Below are 20,263 nucleotides of genomic sequence, written 5' to 3'. Positions count from 1 at the left end.
GCCGCCCGCCCGGCCCGCGGTGGCTTCCGATCGCCGGGGACGCTCGAGAGGAGACCCGTGTCGTCCACCCTGCTCTGCCGGCGTGACCTGCGGTTCCTGCTGCACGACTGGCTGGACGTCACCCGGCTGACCGAGCGGCCACGCTACGCCGAGCACTCCCGGGAGACGTTCGACGCGGTGCTGGAGCTGGCCGAACGGCTTGCCACCGAGCACTTCGCCCCGCACAACCGCGCGGCGGACCTCGCCGAGCCCACCTTCGAGGGCGGCCAGGTGCGGCTCATCCCCGAGGTGAAGGCGGCGCTGGACGTCTTCGCCGAGACCGGGCTGCTCGCGTCCAGTCTGGACGAGTCGGTCGGCGGGATGCAGCTGCCGCACACCGTCGCGGCGGCGTGCTTCGCCTGGCTCCATGCGGCCAACGTGGGCACCTCGGCGTACCCGTTCCTCACCCTCGGCAACGCCAACCTGCTGCTCGCGCACGGCAGCGCGGACCAGATCGACACCTGGGTGCGTCCGATGGTGCAGGGCCGGTTCTTCGGCACCATGTGCCTCTCCGAGCCGCAGGCGGGCAGCTCGCTGGCCGACATCACCACCCGCGCCGAGCCGCAGGACGACGGCACGTACCGGCTGTACGGGACGAAGATGTGGATCTCCGGCGGGGACCACGAGCTGGCCGAGAACATCGTCCACCTGGTGCTGGCCAAGATCCCTGGCGGCCCGCCCGGGGTGAAGGGAATCTCGCTCTTCGTCGTGCCGAAGGTGCTGGTCGGCCCGGACGGTGCGCTCGGCGACCGCAACGACGTCGCACTGGTCGGGCTCAACCACAAAATGGGCTACCGGGGCACCACAAACACGCTGCTCAGCTTCGGCGACGGCGCGCACCGCCCGCACGGGCGCCCGGGCGCGGTCGGTCACCTGGTCGGCGAGCCGCACCAGGGCCTCGCGCAGATGTTCCACATGATGAACGAGGCGCGGATCGGGGTCGGCGCCGGCGCCACCGCGCTCGGCTACACCGGCTACCTCAAGTCCCTGGAGTACGCCCGGCAGCGGCCGCAGGGCCGTCCGCTCGCCGGAAAGGACCCGGCCGTGCCGCAGACGCCGATCATCGGCCACCCGGACGTGCGACGGATGCTGCTGGCGCAGAAAAGCTACGTGGAGGGCGCGCTGGCACTCGTGCTCTACTGCGGACGGCTGCTGGACGAGCAGAAGACCGCGCCGCAACCGGCGGAGCGCGACCGGGCCCGCCTGCTGCTGGACGTACTCACCCCGATCACCAAGAGCTGGCCGGCGCAGTGGTGCCTGGCCGCCAACGACCTGGCGATCCAGGTGCACGGCGGCGCCGGATACACCCGCGACCACGACGTGGAGCAGCACTGGCGGGACAACCGGCTCAACCCGATCCACGAGGGCACCCACGGCATCCAGGCGCTGGACCTGCTCGGCCGCAAGGTCACCATGCGCGGTGGGGCGGGCCTGGCGCTGCTGGTCGAGACGATCGGCGACACGGTGCGCCGGGCCGGAACGCTTGAGGGGGAGGCCGCGCACCTTGCCGGGCAGCTCGGCGCCGCGGTGGACCGGGTCACCGCCGTCACCCGCCGGCTCTGGGCCGGCGGCGACCCGGAGGTCGCGCTCGCCAACGCCAGCCTCTACCTGGAGGCGGTCGGTCACGTGGTGATCGCCTGGATGTGGCTGGAGCAGCTGCTCGCCGTCGAGGCGGCGGCCGGCGCCGGGGGAGACGCCGCCTCCGCGGACGCCGACCTGCACGCCGGCAAGCGCCAGGCCGCCCGCTACTTCTTCCGGTACGAGCTGCCCCGCACCGGCCCGCAGTTCGACCTGCTGGCCAGCCTCGACCGGACCACGCTGGAGATGCGCGACGACTGGTTCTGACATCCTCGGCACGCGGTCGCCGCCGGCCGTCCCAAGGGACGGCCGGCGGCCACTACCGTTGACGTGCGGTGCGGCAGGTCAGCGGCGCTCGATCAGCAGCCGATCCAGCGGATCGGGCGAACGTCGCCGTCGTTGTTGCGGAAGCCGACCACCACACCGTTGTCGGCGATCGCCCGTGCGCCGACTCCGACGCCGGTGCCGCCGCCCGGCAGCAGCACCGAGCCGCCGCCCCGGGTGAGCCGGTCGCCGCCGACGACCACGCCGGCGGCGTTCACGTCGCTGACCACAGGCAGCCGCGGGTCGAGGGCCGTCCCGACGCCGGTCCGCAGGTCCCACCGGACCTTCGTGGAATTGCTGCCGCCCTGGTTGGCGAGCCCGATCGCCCAGTGACCGCCCGCGCCGTTGACCGTGGTGGACAGGGAGTCGGGCATGGTCAGCTCGGCGAGCCGGCCGTCCGGGTGACGGATCCAGCCGGTCGACGCACCGAGGTAGCCGGCGGTGCCGACGATGGTGCGGTCGTCGATGATGCCAACCGCCATTGCCCCGGCGGGTGCGTCGAGCACCTCGACCGTGCCCGGCCGCGCCGCCGGCCAGATCACCGAGATGAACTCGCCGGTCGTCGCGAGGTTGCTGTGCCCGACGACGTCCCCGGCGGTGTTGATCGCCGTGACGACGGTGCCCTCGGAGCCGGCCGGCACCGGCAGCGGCTGCACCCGCCCGTCGCGGTATCGCCACGGCTGGCTGAAGCCGTTGACCCAGCCGTAGCCGACCACGACGCCGTCGTTGTTGACGTCCACCACGGTCTCGGCGAGCGGCGACACCACGGTGGTGAGCCGGAAGCCCTCCCAGATCAGCAGCAGCGGCTCGTTCACCGGGCCGCTGGTGCGCAGGCCGGACCCGGCGATGAACCGGCCGGTGGGGGCGATCGCGTCGGCCGAAGCGCGGTACGAGTCGGCCGGGTAGGGCAGCGGGCTGACCGAGCAGGGCCGGACGGACTCCGCGGATGCGGCGCCGGATCCGGTGGCGACGCCGAGCGACGCGGTGAGCAGACCGGCGGCGACGCCGGCGAGCATCCGGCGTCGGGCGATGTGGGTCATGGGTTCCTCCCCCGTGCGGCTGTGCCCGGTGATCCGGACACATGTTGCACGCAACACGTGAAGACCCATGATTAGGTTGCGGGCGGTCGGATTTCCGACAGACCCCAAACCGGGGAGGAATCGGCCGGCGGCCGCGCCTCAGCGGCGTCCAGGGGAGTGATGCATCAACTGCCAGGCCTTCAGCACACCCAGCACGACCACCACGACCAGGGCGACCGCACCGATGATCACCAGCCAGCGGACCGCTTCGAGGAGTAGCCCGAGCAGGATGAGCGCGCCGGCGATCACGCCGACGACCCAGAGCATGGCCCGCATCTTCCACCTCCTGTGCCGGCCGCCCGCGCGACGGGCGGCTCCCGGCCGTCCTTCCCGGTACGGCTCACACCATGCCTGAGCTGGGCGGACGTGTCGGTTCTCACCGAAGGTCGCCGTACCTCAAGATCCGGCTCCGCTCGGGGGCCGTTCGACGCCGTGCCGTCGGCGATGCCTGGCGTCCCGGACAAGGGTCAGGGCGATGACGAGAAGGCCGAGCAGGGCGACGACGGCATTGCCAGCCGTGAGGAACACGGCCTCGCCACGGGTGGCGTGGTCGAGGTGGGTCACGTGGAAGAAGAAGTGGGGTATGGCGAAGGTCGAGAAGGCCGCCGCCGCGGGGATGGTGAACACGGCGCGAGGCGCGACGAACGCTATGCCGAGGACGACGGCGAGGCCGAGGGTGGCTCCGCCGAAGTCTCGCGCGTAGTGCTCGCTGAACGGCGGGGTGAGGGTGACGGTCGGGAAGTTCCTGTAGAAGCTCTCGGGAAAGGCCTGGTTCCAGAACCCGACGACGAGTTCGTCGAGGAAGAGGACGGCCAGGGCGATCCGGATCAGCGCGGTCACCGCAGAGCCGCCGGGCTCGCCAGCCACTCGTCGAAGGTCTGCTGGCCTCGGGGGCCGGGCCCGGCGGGCAGCAGGCCACCTCCGGCGATGGCCTGACCGGTGCGTCCCGGAAGGCGGAGCGGCAGGACGACGCGGCGACTGCCCCCGGCACGCAGCAGGCGACGAGCCATGTCCGGCATTCTCAGCTGCTGTGGGCCGGCGATGTCCGACACCAAGCCGGCCGGGTTTGCCAAGGCGAGGTCGACCAGGCAGCGGGCGACCTCGTGGGCCGCGATCGGCTGGCTGAGCATCTGGGGCACCACGGCGACCGGTCCGCCATAGGCGACCGCCTGCGCGGCGAACTCGAAGAACTGGGTCGAGCGGAGCACCGTCGCGGGTACCGGGCCGTCCAGAACGAGCGCCTCCTGGCGTCGCTTGCCTGCGTAGTAGCCGAAATTCACCCGGTCGACGCCGACAATCGACAGAACCACGTGGTGCCGCACACCGGCGCGCTGGCCGGCAGCGAGCAGGTTGCCGGTCGCCGTACCAAAGAACCTCTCCGACTTCTTCCGGCTCGTCGTCACCACGTTGCTGACATCGATCACGACCGCAACGCCGCTCAGCGCGTCGTCCAACCCGGAGCCGCGCATCAGGTCCACGCCTGTCGAGCGGGCGAGCACGACGGGCTCGTGGCCGGCAGCCCCGACGGTGTCGACGACGCGTCTTCCGACCCAGCCGGTCCCGCCGGCTACCGCGATACGCACTGAAGTAACTCCCGATCCGCGTCAGCCGTGACGCTGCAGTGGTGCGTCGCCCGGGCCCGGGCGCCGGTGTGAAGGAGACATCAACCGCTGTGCCAGCACTGTTGGTCCTACCTATCTGACTTCCCGCCAAGGCCGAAGTTCAGCAAAACGCCCTAAAGCGTGGGCTGCTCACGCTCGCCCCGCGCCGGGGCCGGCGAGCCAGGCCTGCCGGCGGTGTAGACACCGCGTGAAAGCGTCATGATCGCGACAAGGAGAGCGAGTACGGCCACGCCTGCGGCGGCGTAGAACGCGACCACGCCACCGTGGGTGACCCGCGCTCGGAAGGGGTTCGCCGCCGCGCCCGCCCCCACGGTGAACCCGGATTTGCCGGCCACCGGGTGTCCGTCGGTGAAGGTCGCGCGCCAGCTGATCTCGTACCCGCCGTCGGGCATACCAGCGTCCACCGGCTGGACCAGCGTCGCGCCTCTGACGGCCGGCCGACCGCCGGCCCAGTCCGTTCCCGTGCGGTCCATGATCGTGACGGTGCTGTCCGGGGTGATCGCGGCGGCGAACACCACCTCGACCCGGCGCGGGGCGGTCGGGAGCGCGGCACCGTCCGCCGGCGTGATCGAGTGCGTCGCGCCGTGGGCGAACACCGGGGTCGGCGCGACCGCCAGCGGGAGACCAGCAGCCAGCGCGACCGCGACGATCAACCCGACGATACGACGAATGAGGGGTGCCCGGCCGGTGCCCGGCTCGCCGGTCACGCCCTCGGCGACACGTCTGTACATGGCATGCTCCCTCCGCCGCAGACGACCGTGGCGTCCGAAGGTGGGACCGAGCGACGCCGCGATTCGTGACAGCAGGGCCGGCCGCTCGGCGACCTGTCACGAATCGCAGAGCTGCTCGGTCCGTACCGGTGACACCTCGGACGCCGGGTCGGGACAGCGGAAGGAGCAACAACTCGTGACCGTCATCATCCGCATCGCGTTGGCGATCTTGTTCGTCGACAACGCCGTGGTCGGGCTCTGGAACGCGATCTGGCCAGCGAGCTTCTACACGGACTTCCCGACGGTGGACCTCACGCCGCCGTTCAGTGAGCACTATGCGCGGGACTTCGGCACCGCGTCACTGGCGATCGCGTTGCTGCTGGGCATCGCGGCGGTCAAACCCAAGGCCCACTTCGTCATCCCCGCCGCGGCGGCCTACTCGATCTTCGGAGTGCCGCACTTCTTCTATCACCTCGCCAACATGGAGAACGCCACCGTCGGGGAGGCGATTCTTCTCACCACCGGAAACGCGGCCGTGGCGCTCGTCGGCCTGGTGATCACCCTGCTCACGGTGCTGCGTGACCACCGAGCGGCTCGGCTCGGCATCGCGCCGGCTCCGGCCGCCCACTGAGGGGAGAACGATGGTTCCCGAATCCCGCCGGCCACCTCGGTCGGCTCCGCTACCCAGCGCGTTCTGCGCGGTCGTCGCCGAACGACGCCTCCTCGAGAACATCGCACACTGCCTGCTCGACTCGGCCGCGGCGGCGGAATACGCGGTACGGGAAACGTACGTCCGCTGGTACACCATGCAGGACGACGAACAGGACAGGATCGACCGCCCGGTCACCTGGCTCGTCGGCACGCTCGTGCGGATCTGCGTCGGCCTACTCGAATCGGACCCACGCCGTACCGGCGGCCAGATCGTCGACCGAGCAGGTCACTCCGCTCTTGCGGGCCCGGTGCCCCGACGATGGCGTGCCTGGCGTGACGCGCCGAAGCTCTAGTAGGGCCGTGCGGGGGTATCCACCTGTGCGCGGGTGCTCAGCGACAGCGGCGATATCGGCAGTGGAGCGAGTTCATCCGCACAGCCGCGGACAGAAGGGACGAGGCGGGCAGTCATGGCAGGGCTAGGGAACGAGGGGACACTGATCGACGCCCTGGGGGTGTTCGACGCGGTCCGTCCCCGGCTCTTCGGCATCGCCTACCGGATGCTCGGCAGCGTCACGGAGGCGGAGGACGTCGTGCAGGACGCCTGGCTTCGGTGGCAGCAAACCGATCGCAGCCAGGTACGGGACCCGATCGGCTTCCTGATCACGACCACCTCTCGAATCGCTCTGAACGCCGCGACATCGGCTCGTGCCCGCCGCGAGTTCTATCCCGGGCCGTGGCTACCCGAGCCCGTCGACACGTCCGCCGACCCGATGTTCCAGGCCGAACGCAACGAGTCGCTCGAACTTGCCGTGCTGCTCCTGTTGGAACGGCTCACCCCGGCCGAGCGGGCGGTGTACGTGCTGCACGAGGCGTTCGACTACCCGTTCCGGCTGGTCGGCGAGGTACTCGGCATCAGTGAGGCGAACGCGCGGCAGCTCGGCCGACGCGCCCGGATGCACCTGGCCCAGGAGCGGCGCGATCCGGTCGCCCGCGCGGACCACGGCCGTCTGCTGCGTGCATTCCTCACCGCCGCCCGATCCGGAGACCTGACCCAGCTCGAGCAACTGCTCGCCGAGACAGCCGTTTCCTACGCCGACGGCGGCGGCGCCGTCCGGGCCGCACAGCTGCCCATCGTCGGACGCGACAACGTGGCGCGTTACATCCTGGGGCTGGTCCGCAAGTTCGGGAGCGACCTCTCGTTGGAGATCGTCGAATCCAACGGCGAGGCCGCGATCCTTCTGTCGCGGGCAGGAACCGCCGTCGGGTTGGTCACCGTCGACGCCTCACCCGACGGGATCGAACGAGTGCTGATCATCCTCAACCCGCAGAAGCTGACCCGGTTCCAGCGATAACCCGTCGGTGTCGAGGCGAATCACCTGACCGCATGTGGTGTGTGGCGGTTCAGCGGCGGCTGGCCGTGGATCGGCTGACGAGCTGCCTGAGTCGTCGTCGAACACGTCGTGCCGGCCGCACGGATGAGATCGTTGGCGGATGGCCGAGTCACTCGACCTGCACCTGGAGTTCGATCGGGATGCGGGGTTCCCGGGTCGTTCGCTGGAGAGTGCGCTACGAGAGAGCGTTCGAACCGGCCGGCTGCGGGCAGGGTCGCGTCTGCCCGGGAGCCGGAGCTTGGCCACTGACCTGGGCCTGGCCCGGGGCACGGTGGTGCAGGCGTACGCGCAACTGGTGGCGGAAGGGTGGCTGGTGTCGGCGCCCGGCTCGGGCACCCGGGTCGCGGACGTACGCCATGAGCCGCCCGACTCGCGGCGGAAACCACGGCCGTCGACGGCGTCCGAGTCGGCCATCGAGTTGCGGCCGGGAATACCTGATCTCGGTTCGTTTCCGCGCGCGGCCTGGGCCGGCAGCGTCCGCCGGGCGTTGGCGACGGCGTCGCGCGGCACGCTGGACTACCCCGAGCCGACGGGGCTGCCGGCGTTGCGGGCGGCGTTGGCCGGGTATCTCGCGCGCACCCGGGGGTGCGCTGCGACCCGGACGCGGTGGTGATCACCGCGGGATTCACCCAGGGTCTGTCCCTGCTGGCGCGGGCGCTGCACCGGCGTGGCGTACGCGCCATCGCCACCGAGAATCCCGGTCTGGCCCCTCACCGCATGGTGCTCGGTGCCGCGGGCCTGACCGTCACCCCGCTCACCGTCGGCGCGGGCGGGGCCGGCCCGGACGAGGCCGTGGGTCAGGCCGCGCTGCTCACCCCGGCGCATCAGCCCTGACGCGGACGTGAGCAGCCTGCTGCATGTCGACGACGCCGTCGCCGCCGCGCTCGCCGCTCTGGACTGGCCGTCCGGCGCGGTCAACGTGTGCGACCACGAGCCCGCCCCGGCCGCGGAGTGGGTACCCGCGTTCTGCGTGGCGGTGGGGGTCGCGGCTCCCGCGGTGACCGACGGCGAGCGGCACGGCTGGGCGCGGGGAGCGAGCAACCACTACGCCCGCAAGCACCTCGGCTGGACCCCGACGTATCCCTCCTGGCGAGCGGGATTCGCCGTCCTGTGAGCCGTCCGCCCGCCCCGGCCGCAGGACCTGCCGGCCTGCCGGCTCAGTCGGCGCGCTGCGCGACGTAGACGGTGTTTGCCGACTCGCCGCCGGTCAGTGGGTTCGCGAACGGCACGACGTGCGCCCGGGAGGTGGCGAACACCGCGGCGAGGCTCCGCTGGAAGTCCGGGTCCGGCGGGTCGTCCGACCAGAGCGCGAAGACCCCACCCGGGTGCAGGTGCTCGGCGAGCCGGCGTAGCCCGTCCGGGGTGTAGAAGGCGGCGTGCCCGGGATCCAGCAGGTTGCGCGGCGAGTGGTCCACGTCGAGCAGCACCGCGTGGAAGCGGCGGCCGGGGCGGTCCGGGTCGAATCCGTCGCGGGCGGCGGCGGCGAAGAAGTCGGCGTGGACGAAACGGGTCCGCGGATCGTCGGCCAGCCCGGCCGCGAACGGCAGCAGACCCCGCTGGTGCCAGTCGATGACGTCCTCGATCGCCTCCACCACCAGCAGCGAGCCCACCCGGTCGTCGGCGAGGGCGGTGCGCGCGGTGTAGCCGAGGCCGAGCCCGCCGACCACCACGTCCAGGTCGCCGCCGGGCAGCGGGGCCAGCCCCAGTCTGGCCAGCTCGATCTCCGCGACCGGGAAGAGGCTGGACATCAGGAACTCGTCGTCGAGCTTCACCTCGTACACCTCGACCTGGAGGGCGGGATCCCGCCGCCGGCGCAGGCTGATGGCGCCGATCGGGGTCTCCCGCCAGGCCAGTTCCTCGAAGCGCGCGCCCACGTCGGTGCCCTCTTTTCCGCCGGATCCGTCCCGGAATGCTACCGAGCGGCGACCGCCGCGCCGGACACGGCCACGCGCGCCGCCCGGGGGAGGCCAACAGGAGTCGAATGCCGCGTTGGTTCTGAACACTCACCGATCACGGCTTCTGGAACATCACCGAGGCGACGTCCGCCATCAGGGCCAGGGCCCAATCAAGCTGCGCACAGTTCTGATGACCTCGGCATTCCAGGCACCCACCTACTCGCCATGGCCGGTCGAGCGCCCGAGTCCAGTGAGCATTGAGCACCCGCTTGGCCATGAACAATTGGGTGGCCTTCGAGACCGGTTCATCGATCGGCATTGGTCGGTACCTTCCCGCGCGATCGCGATTGGCTCCGCCCGCAGGGGCTGCGCCAAGCCTTGCGGTGACCGGGGAGCCCTCGGGTTGCTGAAGTCCAGGAGCCCCTGACCATTGTCTCACTGTATCCACTGTCTCACCGTAGTCAAGTTCTCACTGTCTTCACTTCGCTGTGTTGTCGGCTTGTCTCGATCAGGCCGTGGCTGGAAACATGATCTCCGCTGAAGTCCAGGAGAGCCGATCATGCCAACGAGACCACCGCACTACCGTCGCGTCGCGGACGACATCGAGCAGAAGATCGCCTCTGGCGAGTACCCGCCCGGTCATCAGTTGCCATCCGTGTCCGAGATCGGCGAGCTCTACAACGTCGCGAGGTCAACGGCGTATCGGGCGGTCAAGGAGCTGCACGAGCGGAACCTCGTCTACGGCCAGCAGGGGCAAGGCGTATTCGTCGCCGAGCCCGAGTAGCCAGACCGCTCGAACCTGTCGGTTGGACGCCCGGTCGCTCGGTGCCGGTCATCCTCGTCGGGCAGCCGGTGACCGGGGGCGGGCTCAGCCCGGCCAGGCGAGCGCCAGCGCCGGTGCCATGAGGACCGACGCCACCACCGCCACCGTGCCGACCGGGCGGCGCAGACCCGACTCGCGTCGGAGGAGTACGAGCAGCGCGCCGGTGACCAGCAGCGCGACCGGCGTCGTGACGGCGACCCCGAGGAGATCCACGAAGCGGAGCGCGTCCCCGGTCGCGTCCTGACCGTCGATGACCCACGCGACGGCGCAGGCCACGGCCAACCAGCTGGCCGGGGCGAGCAGCGCGCAGAGCAGCGCCAGCGCCGCGAGGCCCTGGCCCGGCCCGGGCAGCACCGGGTCGCCCCGGTCGGGTCGCTGCCACGGCCGGCCGCCGGCTACGGAATCCATCAGGCGACCGTACCGGTGCGCCCGAGGCGGTCCCTGTCCCCGGCACCGGACCGTCGAGACCACGTCCGCGACCGGGTCGGAAGGCCACCACGGAGGGTCCACGAGGGATCGACGGAACGCTTATCCTGTGCCCCGGACGACCCACCGGAAGGGATCCCATGCCGTCGCGGCAGGACCAGCTGCACTCGTACCAGTTCACCGTCCAGCGGGCGGTCGCCGCGCTGGTCATGCGGGAGACGGACCCGGTGCAGTCGCCGTTCCGGCGACTGGCCGGTGCCGCGCTGGCCAGCGTCCTGGTGGCGGCGATCGGGCTCGGCGGCTTCGCGCTCTACGGGCTCTTCACCGGCGGGGGCAGCAGCTGGCGCGACGCCGGCGCGGTGATCGTGGAGAAGGAGTCCGGCGCCCGGTACGTGTACCGGGAGCAGAAGCTGCATCCGGTGCTCAACTACGCCTCGGCGTTGCTGATCGTCGGCGCCGAGCAGTCGCGTACGGTGCTGGTCTCCCGCCGGTCGATCGAGGGCGTGCCGCGCGGGCTGCCGCTGGGCATCGCCGACGCGCCGGATTCGCTGCCCGCCCCGGCCCGACTGTCGACCGCGCCGTGGACGGTCTGCTCGGTGCCGGCGAGTGACGCCGACCGCTCCGGCTCCCGTTCGGCGCTGCTGATCGGCGCCGACGTCGGTCGCGGTCGACCGCTCGGTGAGGAGGCGCTGCTGCTGCGCCACCCCGACGGCGGGCTGCACCTGGTCTGGCACCAGCGCCGTTACCTCATCCGCGACCCCACCCGGGTGCTGGCCGCGCTGGCCACCACCCGCGCCCGGGCCGTGTCGGTGGCGCCGGCGCTGCTCAACGCGCTGCCGGCCGGTGTCGACCTGGTGCCGCCCACGCTGCCCAGTCTGGGCCGCGGCTCCGAGCGGGTGCCCGGCGCGCGGGTCGGCGACGTCTACCTGGTGCGCAACTCCGGCGGTGGTCGGCAGTACGCGGTCGTGGTCCGGGAGGGGCTGGCTGGCATCACCGAGTTGCAGGCCGGGCTGCTGCTGGCCCGCACAGGTCAGGGAGAGCCGGAGGCGATGACGCTCGGCCGGTTCGCCGCGCTGCCCGCCGTGCCCGACCTGACCCCGACCGGTCCGACCGCCCCGCCGGCGGCGCCGCCGAAGCTGGCCACCGTCGACGCGGGCGGGCTCTGCGCCCGGGTGGGCGACGACGCCGGGGTGGCGGAGGTGCACGTCGGCGTACCCCTGCCGGACCTGGTCGCCGCGCCGCGCGTCGCCGCCGGGACGCCCGGTGGGCCGCGGGCCGACCACGTCGTGGTGGAGCCGGGTCGCGGCGCGGTCGTCGAGGCGGTCGCGGCGCCCGGGGCGTCCGGTGGCGCGGTGTCGGTCGTCACCGACCTCGGCCGCCGGTACGTGCTGGCCGACCGAGGAGTGCTCGGCATGCTCGGTTATCGCGACGTACGACCGGCCCGGTTGCCGGCCGGCCTGGTCAGCCTGGTGCCCGCCGGCGCGACCCTCGACCCTGCGGCGGCGCGAGCGGTCGCCGCGCCCGGCTGAGCGCGGCCCGCCGCTGGCTATGCCGGGCGGCGCAGCACGCTGACGGCGAAGTCCGCGTCGTCCCGCCAGGGCCGCAGGTCCCAGGTCGCGAAGCGGTGCTCCAGGCGCAGCCCGGCGGCGACCGCGTCGGCGTCGAACGCGGTCAGCGGGTAGCCGCGGTCGGTGCCGAAGCCGACCGCCAGCGCCCCGTCCGGGCGCAGGTGGGTGGCGACCCGCCGCAGCACCTCCGGCTCGGTGCCGGCCGCGACGAAGGCGAGCACGTTGCCGGCCAGCACGGCCGCGTCGAACGGTTCCGCCTCGCCCTGCGCCGACAGGTCCAGCTCGGCCAGGTCACCGACCAGCCAGCGCGGGCCGGGGTGATCGGCGCGGGCCGCCTCGACCAGCGCGGGGTCGGCGTCCACGCCGACGACCGTGTGTCCCCGAGCCGCCAGCGCGGCACCCACCCGGCCGGTGCCCGCGCCCGCGTCGAGGATCCGTGAACCCGGGGGCACCAGGGTGTCCACCAGGCGCGCCTCACCGGCCAGGTCCACCCCCTCGGCCGCGAGTCGCCGGAACCGGTCGATGTACCACTGCGAGTGCGCCGGGCCGGTGTCGGTGGCCCAGCGGGTCGGGTTGCCCATGCCCCCACCGTAGCCAGGGCGGCCGTGGGGTCAGGGCAGTCGGGCCACGGTCACGAACTCGTTGTAGGTGAAGAGCTTGCCGAACGCGCGGGGGAACGGGAACGAGTACTGCCGCGTCACGCTCAGGCCCAGCTCCTGGCAGGCCTCGGCCGCCTCGGCGAACCCCACGAACCGGACGTGCGAGGCGTCGCTGCGGTAGCCGCGCTCCTGCGGGGTGATCAACACCACCGTTCCGCCGGACTTGACGAAGGGCAGGTACGACTCGACCACCTTGACGGCCTCGTCGGCCGGCAGGTGTTCGAGCAGGTGCGCGGCGAGCAGCGAGTCGAACGCGTCCGGGCGGGCGTGCTCGGAGCGGAAGAACTCCTCGATGGTGTACGCCTCGAACCCGGCGGCCCGGCTGTGCTCGACCGAGGTCGGGTTGTGATCCACCCCCACCCCGTTGCCGTCGAGGTTGGCGAGGTTGCGGCCGAGCCCGGAGCCCACGTCCAACGTGCGGCCGAGATGCAGCCGGCGCAGGTTCCACCGGTAGGGCGTCTGCACGTCCAGCAGCTGTTTCCAGCGTGCGCCGCCGAGCCGCTGCAACCGGCGAGTGTAATCCTCGCCCTCGGTCTGGGTGGGATCGTCCTGGCCTGCCCGAGGCATTGCCGGCTCCTTTGCCTGCTGGTGTACGGAGGGTATGCACGTGTGAACCGGTCGTACCCGAACGGCCGACCGGCTATGTCCCCCGTTGCGCTGCAAAGTGGCTGGCCCCGATGGTACGGCCTGGGCGACCTGCGTGGGGCGAATCTGACCGGCACGTCAGGACTTATGCCGGTTGATGTCACCGCTGGTCAGCGGTCGGCCGCGCTCGGTGGTGCTCGGGCGCGGCGGTGGCCCCACCGGGCCGCCGCCGCGCCGGTCAGCCCTTCTCGGCGCCGGTGGTCAGGCCCTCGGTGAGCAGCCGCTCACTGGCGAAGAAGAGGATCACGATGGGCAGGGTGAGGATCACCGAGCCGGCCATCAGCACCGTCTTGGGCACCTCCACCCCGTCGGCGAGTTGCGCCAGCCCCAGCGACACCGTCCACCGGTTCGGCTTGTCGACCAGGAAGAGCAGGGCGAAGAGGAACTCGTTCCAGGCGATCATGAAGTCGTAGAGGGCGACCGCCATGATCGACGGGGCGGCGAGGGGCAGGCTGATCCGTCGGATGATGCCGAGCCGGCCGGCGCCGTCGATCGCGGCCGACTCCTCCAGGCTGACCGGGATGGTCTCGAAGTAGTTCTTCAGCATGTAGACCGAGACGGGCAGCGTCTGCGAGATGTAGACCAGCACCAGCCCGATCAACGAACCGCGCAGCCCGGCCCGGGTGAAGACCACGAAGAGCGGGATCGCGATCACGATCGACGGGAAGAGGTATACCGCCAGAAAGAGGAAGTGCACCTGGCGCCGGCCGAAGAAGCGCAGTCGGGACACCGCGTACGCGCCGGGAATCGACACCACCAGCGTGAGCAGGGTGGCCGCGACGGCTACCAGCCCGCTGTTGCGGATGAAGGTGAGGAAACCCTGGCCGCCGTTGTCGGTGGACTTCAGCACCTCGGCGTAGGTGGCCACGGTCAGCTCGCCGAGGCCGACCACCAGCGCGCCCGGGTCGAGCAGCAGCCGCTCGATCGGGCGCACCGAGAGCACCAGCATGTAGTAGAAGGGAAAGACGGTGACCAGCAGGAACGCGGCGATCACCAGCCGCCGCAGCCAGCGCAGGCTCACCGTCTCGACCTGGTCGCGGTCCATCAGTCCACCCTCCGTCCGAAGAAGCGCAGGTAGATCACGACGAACACGATGAGCACCACGGCCAGCACGACCGCCTGCGCCGCGGCCGCGCCGATGTCGGTACGCGCGGTGAGGAACTCGTAGACCCGGACGCTGACCACCTCGGTGCCGGCGGCACCCCCGGTGAGCAGGTAGACGTCGTCGAACTTGTTGAACGTCATGATGAACCGCAGCACCCCGAGCAGGGCGATCACCGGCATCAGCTGGGGCAGCAGGATGTGCCGGAACTGCTGGGTGGGGGTGGCGCCGTCGACCCGGGCGGCCTCCTCCAGCTCACCGGGGACCGCCTGGAGCCGGGCGAGCAGGAACAGGAACGCGAACGGGAAGTATCGCCACGACTCGAAGGCGATCACCGTCCAGAGCGCGGTGGAGTCCTGCGAGAGGAACGGCACCGGGGCGTCCCAACCGAGCAGCCGCTGGCCCCAGTGGTTGACGATGCCGAGCTGCGGGTCGAGCATCACCTGCCAGACGAAGGTCATCGCGACCACCGGCGCCACGTAGGGCAGCAGCATCGAGGCGCGCACCAGCGTGCGGCCCCGGAACGGGCGGCGGACGACCAGCGCCGCGACCAGGCCGAGCACGATCGACCCGAGGGTGCTGCCGACGCTGTAGACCAGCGTGGTCCAGAGCGAATCGGCGAAACCGGGGGTGTGCAGCACCCGGTCGATGTTGTCCAGGGTGAACTCGCCGAAGAGTCCGGTGCGGCGCAGCGTGGCCAGCCGGACCCGCTGGAAGGCCAGCACCACGGTCCAGACGATCGGGATGCCGATCACCGCGAGCACGACGAGCAGGGTCGGCGCGACCAGCGCGAGCCCGGCCCGGGACTCGCGCCGGCGCAGGGTCAGTGGTCGGCGGCGGCGGTCCGGGTCCGGCCGCTCCCGGGTGGGGGAGCGGCCGGGGCCCGGTGCGGTGGTGGTCAATTGACGCCGGCCTTGATCGCCTCCACGTCCTTCTTCGCCCGGCCGGCGGCCGCCGCGGCGTCGGACTTGCCGGCCACCACGTCGGCGAGCGCCTTGGGCACCGGCAGTTCGCCGAGGATGGCGCCGACGAGCTTGCCCTGCCCCTGGGTCAGCCCCCAGCGTTGGAACGTGTCCGGGCTGGTCCGCAGGGTGTCGAGGACGGGTTCGCCGTAGACGTCGGCGAGCGGCTTCTTCGCGTCGACCCCGGCCTGGCTGGTGTTCCAGGCGGTGTGGAACTTCTCCGGATCGCCGGTGGTGCCCTTGCGTACCGGGAAGCGTCCCTCGGGTGACATGCCGAACCAGCGCGGGTAGGCGTCGTCGAGCATGTACGCCACGAACGTCTTCGCCGACTCGGCCGCGGCGCCGTCGAGCACCGCCCACGAGCTGATCTCGCCGTACTGGGCCGGCTGGGCCCCGTTCGGGCCCTTGATCGCGGTGACGAACCCGCTGTTCTTCGCGAGGAACGTCGGGTCGGCCTGGCACTGCGGGCAGGTCGGCTTGGCGTCGTTACGCAGCCCGGCCAGCTCGTCGAGGATGAAGGGCGACCAGATGAGCATGGCCGCCTTGCCGGCGAAGTAGGTGGCCCGGGTGGTGTCCACGTCCTGGGCGCCCCGCACCGACGAGGTGCGCATCAGGTCGCCGTAGAACCGGAACGCCTCGACGCACTGTGGCGAGTCGAGCGTCACCCCGCCCGCGTCGTCGGTGAGCTGGCAACCGTTGGCCAGCGCCAGGTGCTCGAAGGTCTGCTGGGTGAAAACGTCTCCGGGCGCGGTCGCCGCGGTGATCCCGGCCATCCCGCCGGTGTTCAGCCGCGCCGCGGCGGCGGCGATCTTCTCGTAGGTGTCGGGGACGGGCAGGCCCGCCGCGTCGAAGAGGTCCTTGCGGTAGACGAGCAGCTGGCCCCACCCGTCGCTCGGCACGGAGAGCTGCCGGCCGTCGTCGGCGGTGAGCTCCAGCGCCCGGGCGGAGAAGGTCTGCCGGCCGAGCTGCTCCACGATCTCGCCGTTGGCGTCGGGGTGCAGCAGCTCGTTGCCGGCCAGGGTCCGGATGCCGGCCAGCGAGACCGAGCCGACCACGTCGGGTAGCTCGCCGGCGGCGGCGCTGGACGCGATGAGCGCGGGGAACTGGTCCTCGTTGACGGTGACCAGCTCGACCTGCACCCCGGTCTTGGCGGTGAAGTCGGCGATGATCGCCTTGGTGGCGGTGACCCGGTCGGCCACGTCCTCCAGGCTCCAGACGGTGATCTTCTTGCTGTCGCTCTCGGGCTCGTCGTCGCCGCAGGCAAGCAGGGTGGACCCGGCAAGTGCCATGATCAGGGTGACGGCGAGGGTCCGCATCGGAGTGAATGACATCGGCGGCACTCCTCTCGAAGGGTACATCCGGGATTCAACCCCTTCGATTGATCAATTACAAGACATATACCGATTTTTTGTTCTACGATGGAACCCGGCGCTACCGGGATGTGACTCATGGTCAATTGGGTTGTCTCTCTCGCCGGGCCCCGACGGATCAGCCTGGAGCCCTGCCCCGCAGACCCGCTCGGTCCGGGCCAGGTCCGCGTCCGCACCTGCTACTCCGGCATCTCCGCCGGCACCGAGCTCACCCTCTACCGAGGCAGCAACCCGCGGCTCAGCAAGGACTGGGACGACGCCGCCCGGATGTTCGTGCCGCGCCAGAGCCCGGTGCCCTACCCGCTGGTCGGCTTCGGCTACGAGGAGGTCGGCGAGATCGTCGAGGTGGCGCCCGGGGTGACCGACCGACATCCCGGGCAGATCGTCTGGGGGATCTGGGGCCACCGCGCCGAGGCGGTCCTGCCGGCCGACACCGTCCAGCCCCTGCCACCCGGGCTCGACCCGCTCGCCGCGGTCTTCGCCCGCCCCGGCGCCATCGCGCTCACCGCGGTGCTCGCCGGCGACCTGCACCTCGGCGACTGGGTCGGGATCTTCGGGCAGGGCGTGATCGGGCTGCTCGCCACCCGGCTGGCGGTGCTCTCCGGGGCCCGGGTGGTGGCCGTGGACCGGGTCGCCAGCCGGCTGACCCACGCCGCCCGCTACGGCGCCCGGGCGGCCGTCGACGCGGGCAGCGAGTCGGCCGCCGCGGTACTGCGCGGCGCCACCGGTGGCCGGGGCGCCGATGTCTGCCTCGAGCTGTCCGGGGCGTACCCGGCGCTGCACGAGGCGATCCGGGCCACCACCCACGCCGGCCGCGTCGTGGCCGCCGGCTTCTACCAGGGACAGGCCGACGGCCTCGGCCTCGGTGAGGAGTTCCACCACAACCGGATCCAGCTGGTGGCGGCCCAGGTCTCCGGGCCGACACCGGCGCCCGGCATGGCCGGCCGGTGGACCGGAGCCCGGGTCGCCCAGACCTTCATGGATCTGGTGGCCGAGGGCGCCGTGGACCCGTTGCCCCTGGTGAGTCACGTCGTCGACGCCAGCGCGGTGGCCGATGCGCTGGCGTTGCTCGACCGCGGTGACGGTGACGTCCTCCAAGTGGTGCTGAGGTTCCGATGACCATTCCGATCGCCTGCCAGGAGCAACTGCTGCCCGGCACCGACCTGATCCAGAAGTACGCCCTCGCCGTTGCGCTCGGCTTCGACGCGATCGAGCTGCGCGGCCGCGGCGACCTGGCGTTCGCCCGTCGACTGCCCGAACTGCGCCGCGCCCGAGCCGCCGGCGTGGTGATGCCCACCGTCTGCGTCGAGATGGACCACTTCATCGGCGACTTCGACCCGGCCCGTTCCGCCGACGCGGTCCGCAACCTGCGCTCCCAGCTCTCGGTCATCGCCGAGCTGGGCGGGGTCGGGGCCATGACCCCGGCCGCGTGGGGCATGTTCTCCCGGCGGCTGCCGCCGTTCGAACCGCCCCGCACCCCGACCGGGGACCGGCAGATCCTCGTCGACGCGCTCGGCGCCCTCGGCGAACACGCCCGATCCGAGGGGGTCACCCTCTTCCTGGAACCGCTGAACCGGTACGAGGACCACATGGTCAACCGGCTCGACGAGGCGGTCGCGCTCTGCGCCGCGGTCGGGCTGCCGTCGGTACGGGTGGTCGCCGACACCTTCCACATGAACATCGAGGAGGACGACGTGCACCGCGCGCTGCGCTCGGCCGCGCCGTACCTCGGGCACGTGCAGGTCAGCGACTCCAACCGCTACCAGCCGGGCACCGGCCACCTCGACTGGCCGGCCCTGGTCCGGACCCTGCTGGAGATCGACTATCGGGGCTGGCTGGCCCTGGAGTGCCGGCTGCGCGGCGACCCGGTCCGGGCGCTCCAGCAGGCCGCCACCGTGCTCCGGCACGCCCTGCCCCGGCAGGCCGCGGCATGAGCGAGCGCAGCGAGCGGACCATCAGGCACCGCAGTGTGGCGTCGCGCGGCGTCGGCGTGGCCGGCTCGACCGAGGGGCCGGGCGGCAGCCCCGAGCGGTTGCACCGGCTCGCCGTGGCCACCCTGGACGCCAACTGGGAGCACGACCACACGGTGCCGTCGCGCACCCTCTACCCGCACCAGTGGAGCTGGGATTCGGCGTTCATCGCCATCGGGCTGGCCCATGTCCGGCCGGAGCGCGCCTGGCGGGAGCTGGAGAGCCTCTTCCACGCCCAGTGGGCCGACGGCCGGGTGCCGCACATCGTGTTCAACCCGCGGCTGCCGGTCGGCGCGTACTTTCCCGGACCGGAGTTCTGGGGCTCGGCCGGCGCCGAGGGCGCGCCGGCCGCGGCCACCTCCGGCATCATCCAGCCGCCGGTGCACGCGCTCGCGGCCTGGCTGGCGTACCGTCGGGCGCCCTCCGACGCGGCGCACGCGGCGCTGCGCCGGCTCTATCCCCGGCTGGTGGCCCAGCAGCACTACCTCGCCACCCGGCGGGACGTGGGCGGTGACGGCCTGGCCTGCATCGTGCACCCGTGGGAGTCCGGGCTGGACAACAGTCCCGCCTGGGACACCCCGATGGCGGCGGTCGCGGCCGACGTCGCGGTGATGCGGGCCTACCGCCGGCACGACACCACCCACGCCCACGCCGCGCAGCGCCCCACCGACCTGGACTACGCGCGCTACGTGGCGATCGTCGCGTCCTACCGGGAGGACGGCTACCGCGATGGCGGGCTGGCCGGACGACACCCGTTCCTGGTGGAGTGCCCGCTGTTCAACGCCGCGATGGGAGCCGCCGAGCACGCTCTGGCCCGGATCGCGCCGCTGGCCGGTGCGGACCCCGGCCCGCACCGGGAACGGGCGGCCCGGATCACCGAGGCGCTGGTCCGCCGGCTCTACGACCCGGCCACCGGGACGTTCCAACCGCGTGACCTGCGGACCGGTCACCTGGTGCCGGCCCGGACGGTGCTCGGGCTGGCGCCGCTGATCCTGCCCGACCTGCCGGCGCGGCAGGTCGAGGCGGTCGTCGCCGAGGCCCGCTCGGCCCGGTTCGGGGTGGCGCCCCGGATGGACCGGCCACTGCCCAGCTACGACCGCACCGCGCCGGACTTCGAGCCGCTGCGCTACTGGCGCGGCCCGAGCTGGATGAACATCAACTGGCTGCTCCGCCGCGGCCTCCTCACCCACGGCCGGGACGCCCTGGCCGCCGGGCTCGGCCGGTCGATGGTGCAGCTGGTGGCGACCGCCGGCTGCCACGAGTACTTCCATCCGGACACCGGCGCCGGCCTCGGCTCGCCGGCGTTCGGGTGGACCGCGGCGCTCATGCTCGACCTGCTGGCCGACGCGCGCGAGCCGGCGGGCGCGGGCTGAAGACGGCACCGCCCGGCGTGTGGGACGCGGACCGGCCGGCCCGGGCTGACCCCCCGGGCCGGCCGGTGACACCGGG

General features: G+C 72.1%; 25 protein-coding genes. 12 read left to right on the top strand and 13 right to left on the bottom strand.

Annotated elements, in window-relative coordinates; translation table 11 throughout:
- Nucleotides 1–57: 57 nt before the first annotated feature.
- Complete coding sequence (locus tag ACIP9D_RS28990) at nucleotides 58–1,884, top strand: acyl-CoA dehydrogenase (protein ID WP_350874642.1); 1,827 nt, start codon at nucleotides 58–60, stop codon at nucleotides 1,882–1,884.
- Between the two features lie 92 nt (nucleotides 1,885–1,976).
- Here ACIP9D_RS28990 and ACIP9D_RS28985 read toward each other — a convergent pair whose 3' ends face one another.
- The 5 genes from ACIP9D_RS28985 to ACIP9D_RS28965 all read right to left on the bottom strand — a co-directional run bounded on the left by ACIP9D_RS28985 (nucleotide 1,977) and on the right by ACIP9D_RS28965 (nucleotide 5,373).
- A complete protein-coding gene (locus ACIP9D_RS28985) occupies nucleotides 1,977–2,981 on the bottom strand; it encodes a hypothetical protein (RefSeq protein WP_350874643.1) in 1,005 nt (334 codons plus the stop codon).
- Between the two features lie 138 nt (nucleotides 2,982–3,119).
- A complete protein-coding gene (locus ACIP9D_RS28980) occupies nucleotides 3,120–3,296 on the bottom strand; it encodes a hypothetical protein (protein WP_350874645.1) in 177 nt (58 codons plus the stop codon).
- A gap of 120 nt (nucleotides 3,297–3,416) precedes the next feature.
- Entirely contained in the window at nucleotides 3,417–3,860 is a 444-nt protein-coding gene (locus ACIP9D_RS28975; protein ID WP_350874646.1) for a hypothetical protein, read from the bottom strand.
- The gene (locus ACIP9D_RS28970; RefSeq protein ID WP_350874647.1) at nucleotides 3,857–4,603 is read right to left on the bottom strand and encodes an SDR family oxidoreductase; all 747 of its coding nucleotides are present in this window, start codon (nucleotides 4,601–4,603) and stop codon (nucleotides 3,857–3,859) included. Before ACIP9D_RS28970 ends, ACIP9D_RS28975 begins: the two co-directional genes overlap by 4 nt.
- A gap of 152 nt (nucleotides 4,604–4,755) precedes the next feature.
- Nucleotides 4,756–5,373, bottom strand: a complete 618-nt coding sequence (locus ACIP9D_RS28965; RefSeq protein WP_350874648.1) for a copper resistance CopC family protein — start codon at nucleotides 5,371–5,373, stop codon at nucleotides 4,756–4,758.
- A 175-nt stretch (nucleotides 5,374–5,548) separates the two neighbouring features.
- Here ACIP9D_RS28965 and ACIP9D_RS28960 point away from each other — a divergent pair, with 175 nt between their 5' ends.
- The 6 genes from ACIP9D_RS28960 to ACIP9D_RS28935 all read left to right on the top strand — a co-directional run bounded on the left by ACIP9D_RS28960 (nucleotide 5,549) and on the right by ACIP9D_RS28935 (nucleotide 8,508).
- Entirely contained in the window at nucleotides 5,549–5,983 is a 435-nt protein-coding gene (locus ACIP9D_RS28960) for a hypothetical protein (protein ID WP_350874649.1), read from the top strand.
- Nucleotides 5,931–6,356: a hypothetical protein gene (locus tag ACIP9D_RS28955; protein WP_400451278.1), complete on the top strand. Its 426-nt coding sequence runs from the start codon at nucleotides 5,931–5,933 to the stop codon at nucleotides 6,354–6,356. Before ACIP9D_RS28960 ends, ACIP9D_RS28955 begins: the two co-directional genes overlap by 53 nt.
- A 114-nt stretch (nucleotides 6,357–6,470) precedes the next feature.
- A complete protein-coding gene (gene sigJ / locus ACIP9D_RS28950) occupies nucleotides 6,471–7,355 on the top strand; it encodes an RNA polymerase sigma factor SigJ (protein ID WP_350874651.1) in 885 nt (294 codons plus the stop codon).
- Nucleotides 7,356–7,494: 139 nt separating this feature from the next.
- A complete protein-coding gene (locus ACIP9D_RS28945) occupies nucleotides 7,495–8,007 on the top strand; it encodes a GntR family transcriptional regulator (protein WP_350874652.1) in 513 nt (170 codons plus the stop codon).
- Nucleotides 8,004–8,228, top strand: a complete 225-nt coding sequence (locus ACIP9D_RS28940; protein ID WP_350874653.1) for a hypothetical protein — start codon at nucleotides 8,004–8,006, stop codon at nucleotides 8,226–8,228. The genes ACIP9D_RS28945 and ACIP9D_RS28940 overlap by 4 nt, the downstream gene beginning before the upstream one ends.
- A 7-nt stretch (nucleotides 8,229–8,235) precedes the next feature.
- Nucleotides 8,236–8,508, top strand: coding sequence for a hypothetical protein (locus ACIP9D_RS28935; protein ID WP_350874654.1), 273 nt, complete (start codon nucleotides 8,236–8,238; stop codon nucleotides 8,506–8,508).
- Between the two features lie 43 nt (nucleotides 8,509–8,551).
- Here ACIP9D_RS28935 and ACIP9D_RS28930 read toward each other — a convergent pair whose 3' ends face one another.
- Complete coding sequence (locus ACIP9D_RS28930) at nucleotides 8,552–9,268, bottom strand: spermidine synthase (protein WP_350874655.1); 717 nt, start codon at nucleotides 9,266–9,268, stop codon at nucleotides 8,552–8,554.
- A 136-nt stretch (nucleotides 9,269–9,404) separates the two neighbouring features.
- On the bottom strand, nucleotides 9,405–9,608 hold the full coding sequence (locus ACIP9D_RS28925) for a hypothetical protein (protein WP_350874656.1): 204 nt from the start codon (nucleotides 9,606–9,608) through the stop codon (nucleotides 9,405–9,407).
- A gap of 240 nt (nucleotides 9,609–9,848) precedes the next feature.
- On the opposite strand from ACIP9D_RS28925, the gene ACIP9D_RS28920 reads away from it, so the two are divergent.
- Nucleotides 9,849–10,073, top strand: coding sequence for a GntR family transcriptional regulator (locus ACIP9D_RS28920; protein WP_350874657.1), 225 nt, complete (start codon nucleotides 9,849–9,851; stop codon nucleotides 10,071–10,073).
- Between the two features lie 84 nt (nucleotides 10,074–10,157).
- On the opposite strand, the gene ACIP9D_RS28915 is transcribed toward ACIP9D_RS28920, so the two are convergent.
- A complete protein-coding gene (locus tag ACIP9D_RS28915) occupies nucleotides 10,158–10,520 on the bottom strand; it encodes a hypothetical protein (protein WP_350874658.1) in 363 nt (120 codons plus the stop codon).
- 158 nt (nucleotides 10,521–10,678) lie between these two features.
- Here ACIP9D_RS28915 and eccB point away from each other — a divergent pair, with 158 nt between their 5' ends.
- A complete protein-coding gene (gene eccB, locus ACIP9D_RS28910; protein WP_350874659.1) occupies nucleotides 10,679–12,067 on the top strand; it encodes a type VII secretion protein EccB in 1,389 nt (462 codons plus the stop codon).
- Between the two features lie 17 nt (nucleotides 12,068–12,084).
- Here the strand turns inward: eccB and ACIP9D_RS28905 are convergent, their stop codons facing one another.
- The 5 genes from ACIP9D_RS28905 to ACIP9D_RS28885 form a co-directional block, all read right to left on the bottom strand.
- Nucleotides 12,085–12,687, bottom strand: a complete 603-nt coding sequence (locus ACIP9D_RS28905; RefSeq protein WP_350874660.1) for a class I SAM-dependent methyltransferase — start codon at nucleotides 12,685–12,687, stop codon at nucleotides 12,085–12,087.
- Between the two features lie 30 nt (nucleotides 12,688–12,717).
- The gene (locus ACIP9D_RS28900) at nucleotides 12,718–13,332 is read right to left on the bottom strand and encodes a methyltransferase domain-containing protein (protein ID WP_350874661.1); all 615 of its coding nucleotides are present in this window, start codon (nucleotides 13,330–13,332) and stop codon (nucleotides 12,718–12,720) included.
- A 256-nt stretch (nucleotides 13,333–13,588) separates the two neighbouring features.
- Nucleotides 13,589–14,455 carry a carbohydrate ABC transporter permease gene (locus tag ACIP9D_RS28895; RefSeq protein ID WP_350874662.1) on the bottom strand — a complete coding sequence of 289 codons (867 nt, stop codon included), beginning with the start codon at nucleotides 14,453–14,455 and terminating at the stop codon, nucleotides 13,589–13,591.
- Nucleotides 14,455–15,414 (bottom strand): sugar ABC transporter permease, encoded by a 960-nt coding sequence (locus ACIP9D_RS28890; RefSeq protein ID WP_350874663.1) that lies wholly within the window; start codon nucleotides 15,412–15,414, stop codon nucleotides 14,455–14,457. Before ACIP9D_RS28890 ends, ACIP9D_RS28895 begins: the two co-directional genes overlap by 1 nt.
- The gene (locus tag ACIP9D_RS28885) at nucleotides 15,411–16,805 is read right to left on the bottom strand and encodes an extracellular solute-binding protein (protein WP_350874665.1); all 1,395 of its coding nucleotides are present in this window, start codon (nucleotides 16,803–16,805) and stop codon (nucleotides 15,411–15,413) included. The genes ACIP9D_RS28890 and ACIP9D_RS28885 overlap by 4 nt, the downstream gene beginning before the upstream one ends.
- Before the next feature lie 117 nt (nucleotides 16,806–16,922).
- On the opposite strand from ACIP9D_RS28885, the gene ACIP9D_RS28880 reads away from it, so the two are divergent.
- From ACIP9D_RS28880 to ACIP9D_RS28870, 3 genes are read left to right on the top strand one after another with little or no spacing between them, the layout of a single operon-like run.
- Complete coding sequence (locus ACIP9D_RS28880; RefSeq protein WP_350874666.1) at nucleotides 16,923–17,963, top strand: zinc-binding dehydrogenase; 1,041 nt, start codon at nucleotides 16,923–16,925, stop codon at nucleotides 17,961–17,963.
- Nucleotides 17,960–18,778: a sugar phosphate isomerase/epimerase family protein gene (locus ACIP9D_RS28875; RefSeq protein ID WP_350874667.1), complete on the top strand. Its 819-nt coding sequence runs from the start codon at nucleotides 17,960–17,962 to the stop codon at nucleotides 18,776–18,778. The genes ACIP9D_RS28880 and ACIP9D_RS28875 overlap by 4 nt, the downstream gene beginning before the upstream one ends.
- Nucleotides 18,775–20,187 carry an MGH1-like glycoside hydrolase domain-containing protein gene (locus tag ACIP9D_RS28870; protein ID WP_350874668.1) on the top strand — a complete coding sequence of 471 codons (1,413 nt, stop codon included), beginning with the start codon at nucleotides 18,775–18,777 and terminating at the stop codon, nucleotides 20,185–20,187. The genes ACIP9D_RS28875 and ACIP9D_RS28870 overlap by 4 nt, the downstream gene beginning before the upstream one ends.
- Nucleotides 20,188–20,263: the final 76 nt, after the last annotated feature.

The sequence above is a fragment of the Micromonospora sp. NPDC093243 genome, from assembly GCF_044753725.1.
GTDB lineage: Bacteria > Actinomycetota > Actinomycetes > Mycobacteriales > Micromonosporaceae > Micromonospora.
Note: the sequence above shows the minus strand (reverse complement) of the source record. Positions and strands in the feature narration are given on the sequence as shown.

Bases quoted from the DNA above. Each gene is read 5' to 3' on its own strand.
- ACIP9D_RS28915 (WP_350874658.1), bottom strand. From the start codon at position 10,520: ATGGATTCCGTAGCCGGCGGCCGGCCGTGGCAGCGACCCGACCGGGGC.
- ACIP9D_RS28875 (WP_350874667.1), top strand. From the start codon at position 17,960: ATGACCATTCCGATCGCCTGCCAGGAGCAACTGCTGCCCGGCACCGAC.
- ACIP9D_RS28965 (WP_350874648.1), bottom strand. From the start codon at position 5,373: ATGTACAGACGTGTCGCCGAGGGCGTGACCGGCGAGCCGGGCACCGGC.
- ACIP9D_RS28905 (WP_350874660.1), bottom strand. From the start codon at position 12,687: ATGGGCAACCCGACCCGCTGGGCCACCGACACCGGCCCGGCGCACTCG.
- ACIP9D_RS28885 (WP_350874665.1), bottom strand. From the start codon at position 16,805: ATGTCATTCACTCCGATGCGGACCCTCGCCGTCACCCTGATCATGGCA.
- eccB (WP_350874659.1), top strand. From the start codon at position 10,679: ATGCCGTCGCGGCAGGACCAGCTGCACTCGTACCAGTTCACCGTCCAG.
- ACIP9D_RS28980 (WP_350874645.1), bottom strand. From the start codon at position 3,296: ATGCGGGCCATGCTCTGGGTCGTCGGCGTGATCGCCGGCGCGCTCATC.
- ACIP9D_RS28895 (WP_350874662.1), bottom strand. From the start codon at position 14,455: ATGGACCGCGACCAGGTCGAGACGGTGAGCCTGCGCTGGCTGCGGCGG.
- ACIP9D_RS28920 (WP_350874657.1), top strand. From the start codon at position 9,849: ATGCCAACGAGACCACCGCACTACCGTCGCGTCGCGGACGACATCGAG.
- ACIP9D_RS28900 (WP_350874661.1), bottom strand. From the start codon at position 13,332: ATGCCTCGGGCAGGCCAGGACGATCCCACCCAGACCGAGGGCGAGGAT.
- ACIP9D_RS28985 (WP_350874643.1), bottom strand. From the start codon at position 2,981: ATGACCCACATCGCCCGACGCCGGATGCTCGCCGGCGTCGCCGCCGGT.
- ACIP9D_RS28945 (WP_350874652.1), top strand. From the start codon at position 7,495: ATGGCCGAGTCACTCGACCTGCACCTGGAGTTCGATCGGGATGCGGGG.
- sigJ (WP_350874651.1), top strand. From the start codon at position 6,471: ATGGCAGGGCTAGGGAACGAGGGGACACTGATCGACGCCCTGGGGGTG.
- ACIP9D_RS28870 (WP_350874668.1), top strand. From the start codon at position 18,775: ATGAGCGAGCGCAGCGAGCGGACCATCAGGCACCGCAGTGTGGCGTCG.
- ACIP9D_RS28925 (WP_350874656.1), bottom strand. From the start codon at position 9,608: ATGCCGATCGATGAACCGGTCTCGAAGGCCACCCAATTGTTCATGGCC.
- ACIP9D_RS28880 (WP_350874666.1), top strand. From the start codon at position 16,923: ATGGTCAATTGGGTTGTCTCTCTCGCCGGGCCCCGACGGATCAGCCTG.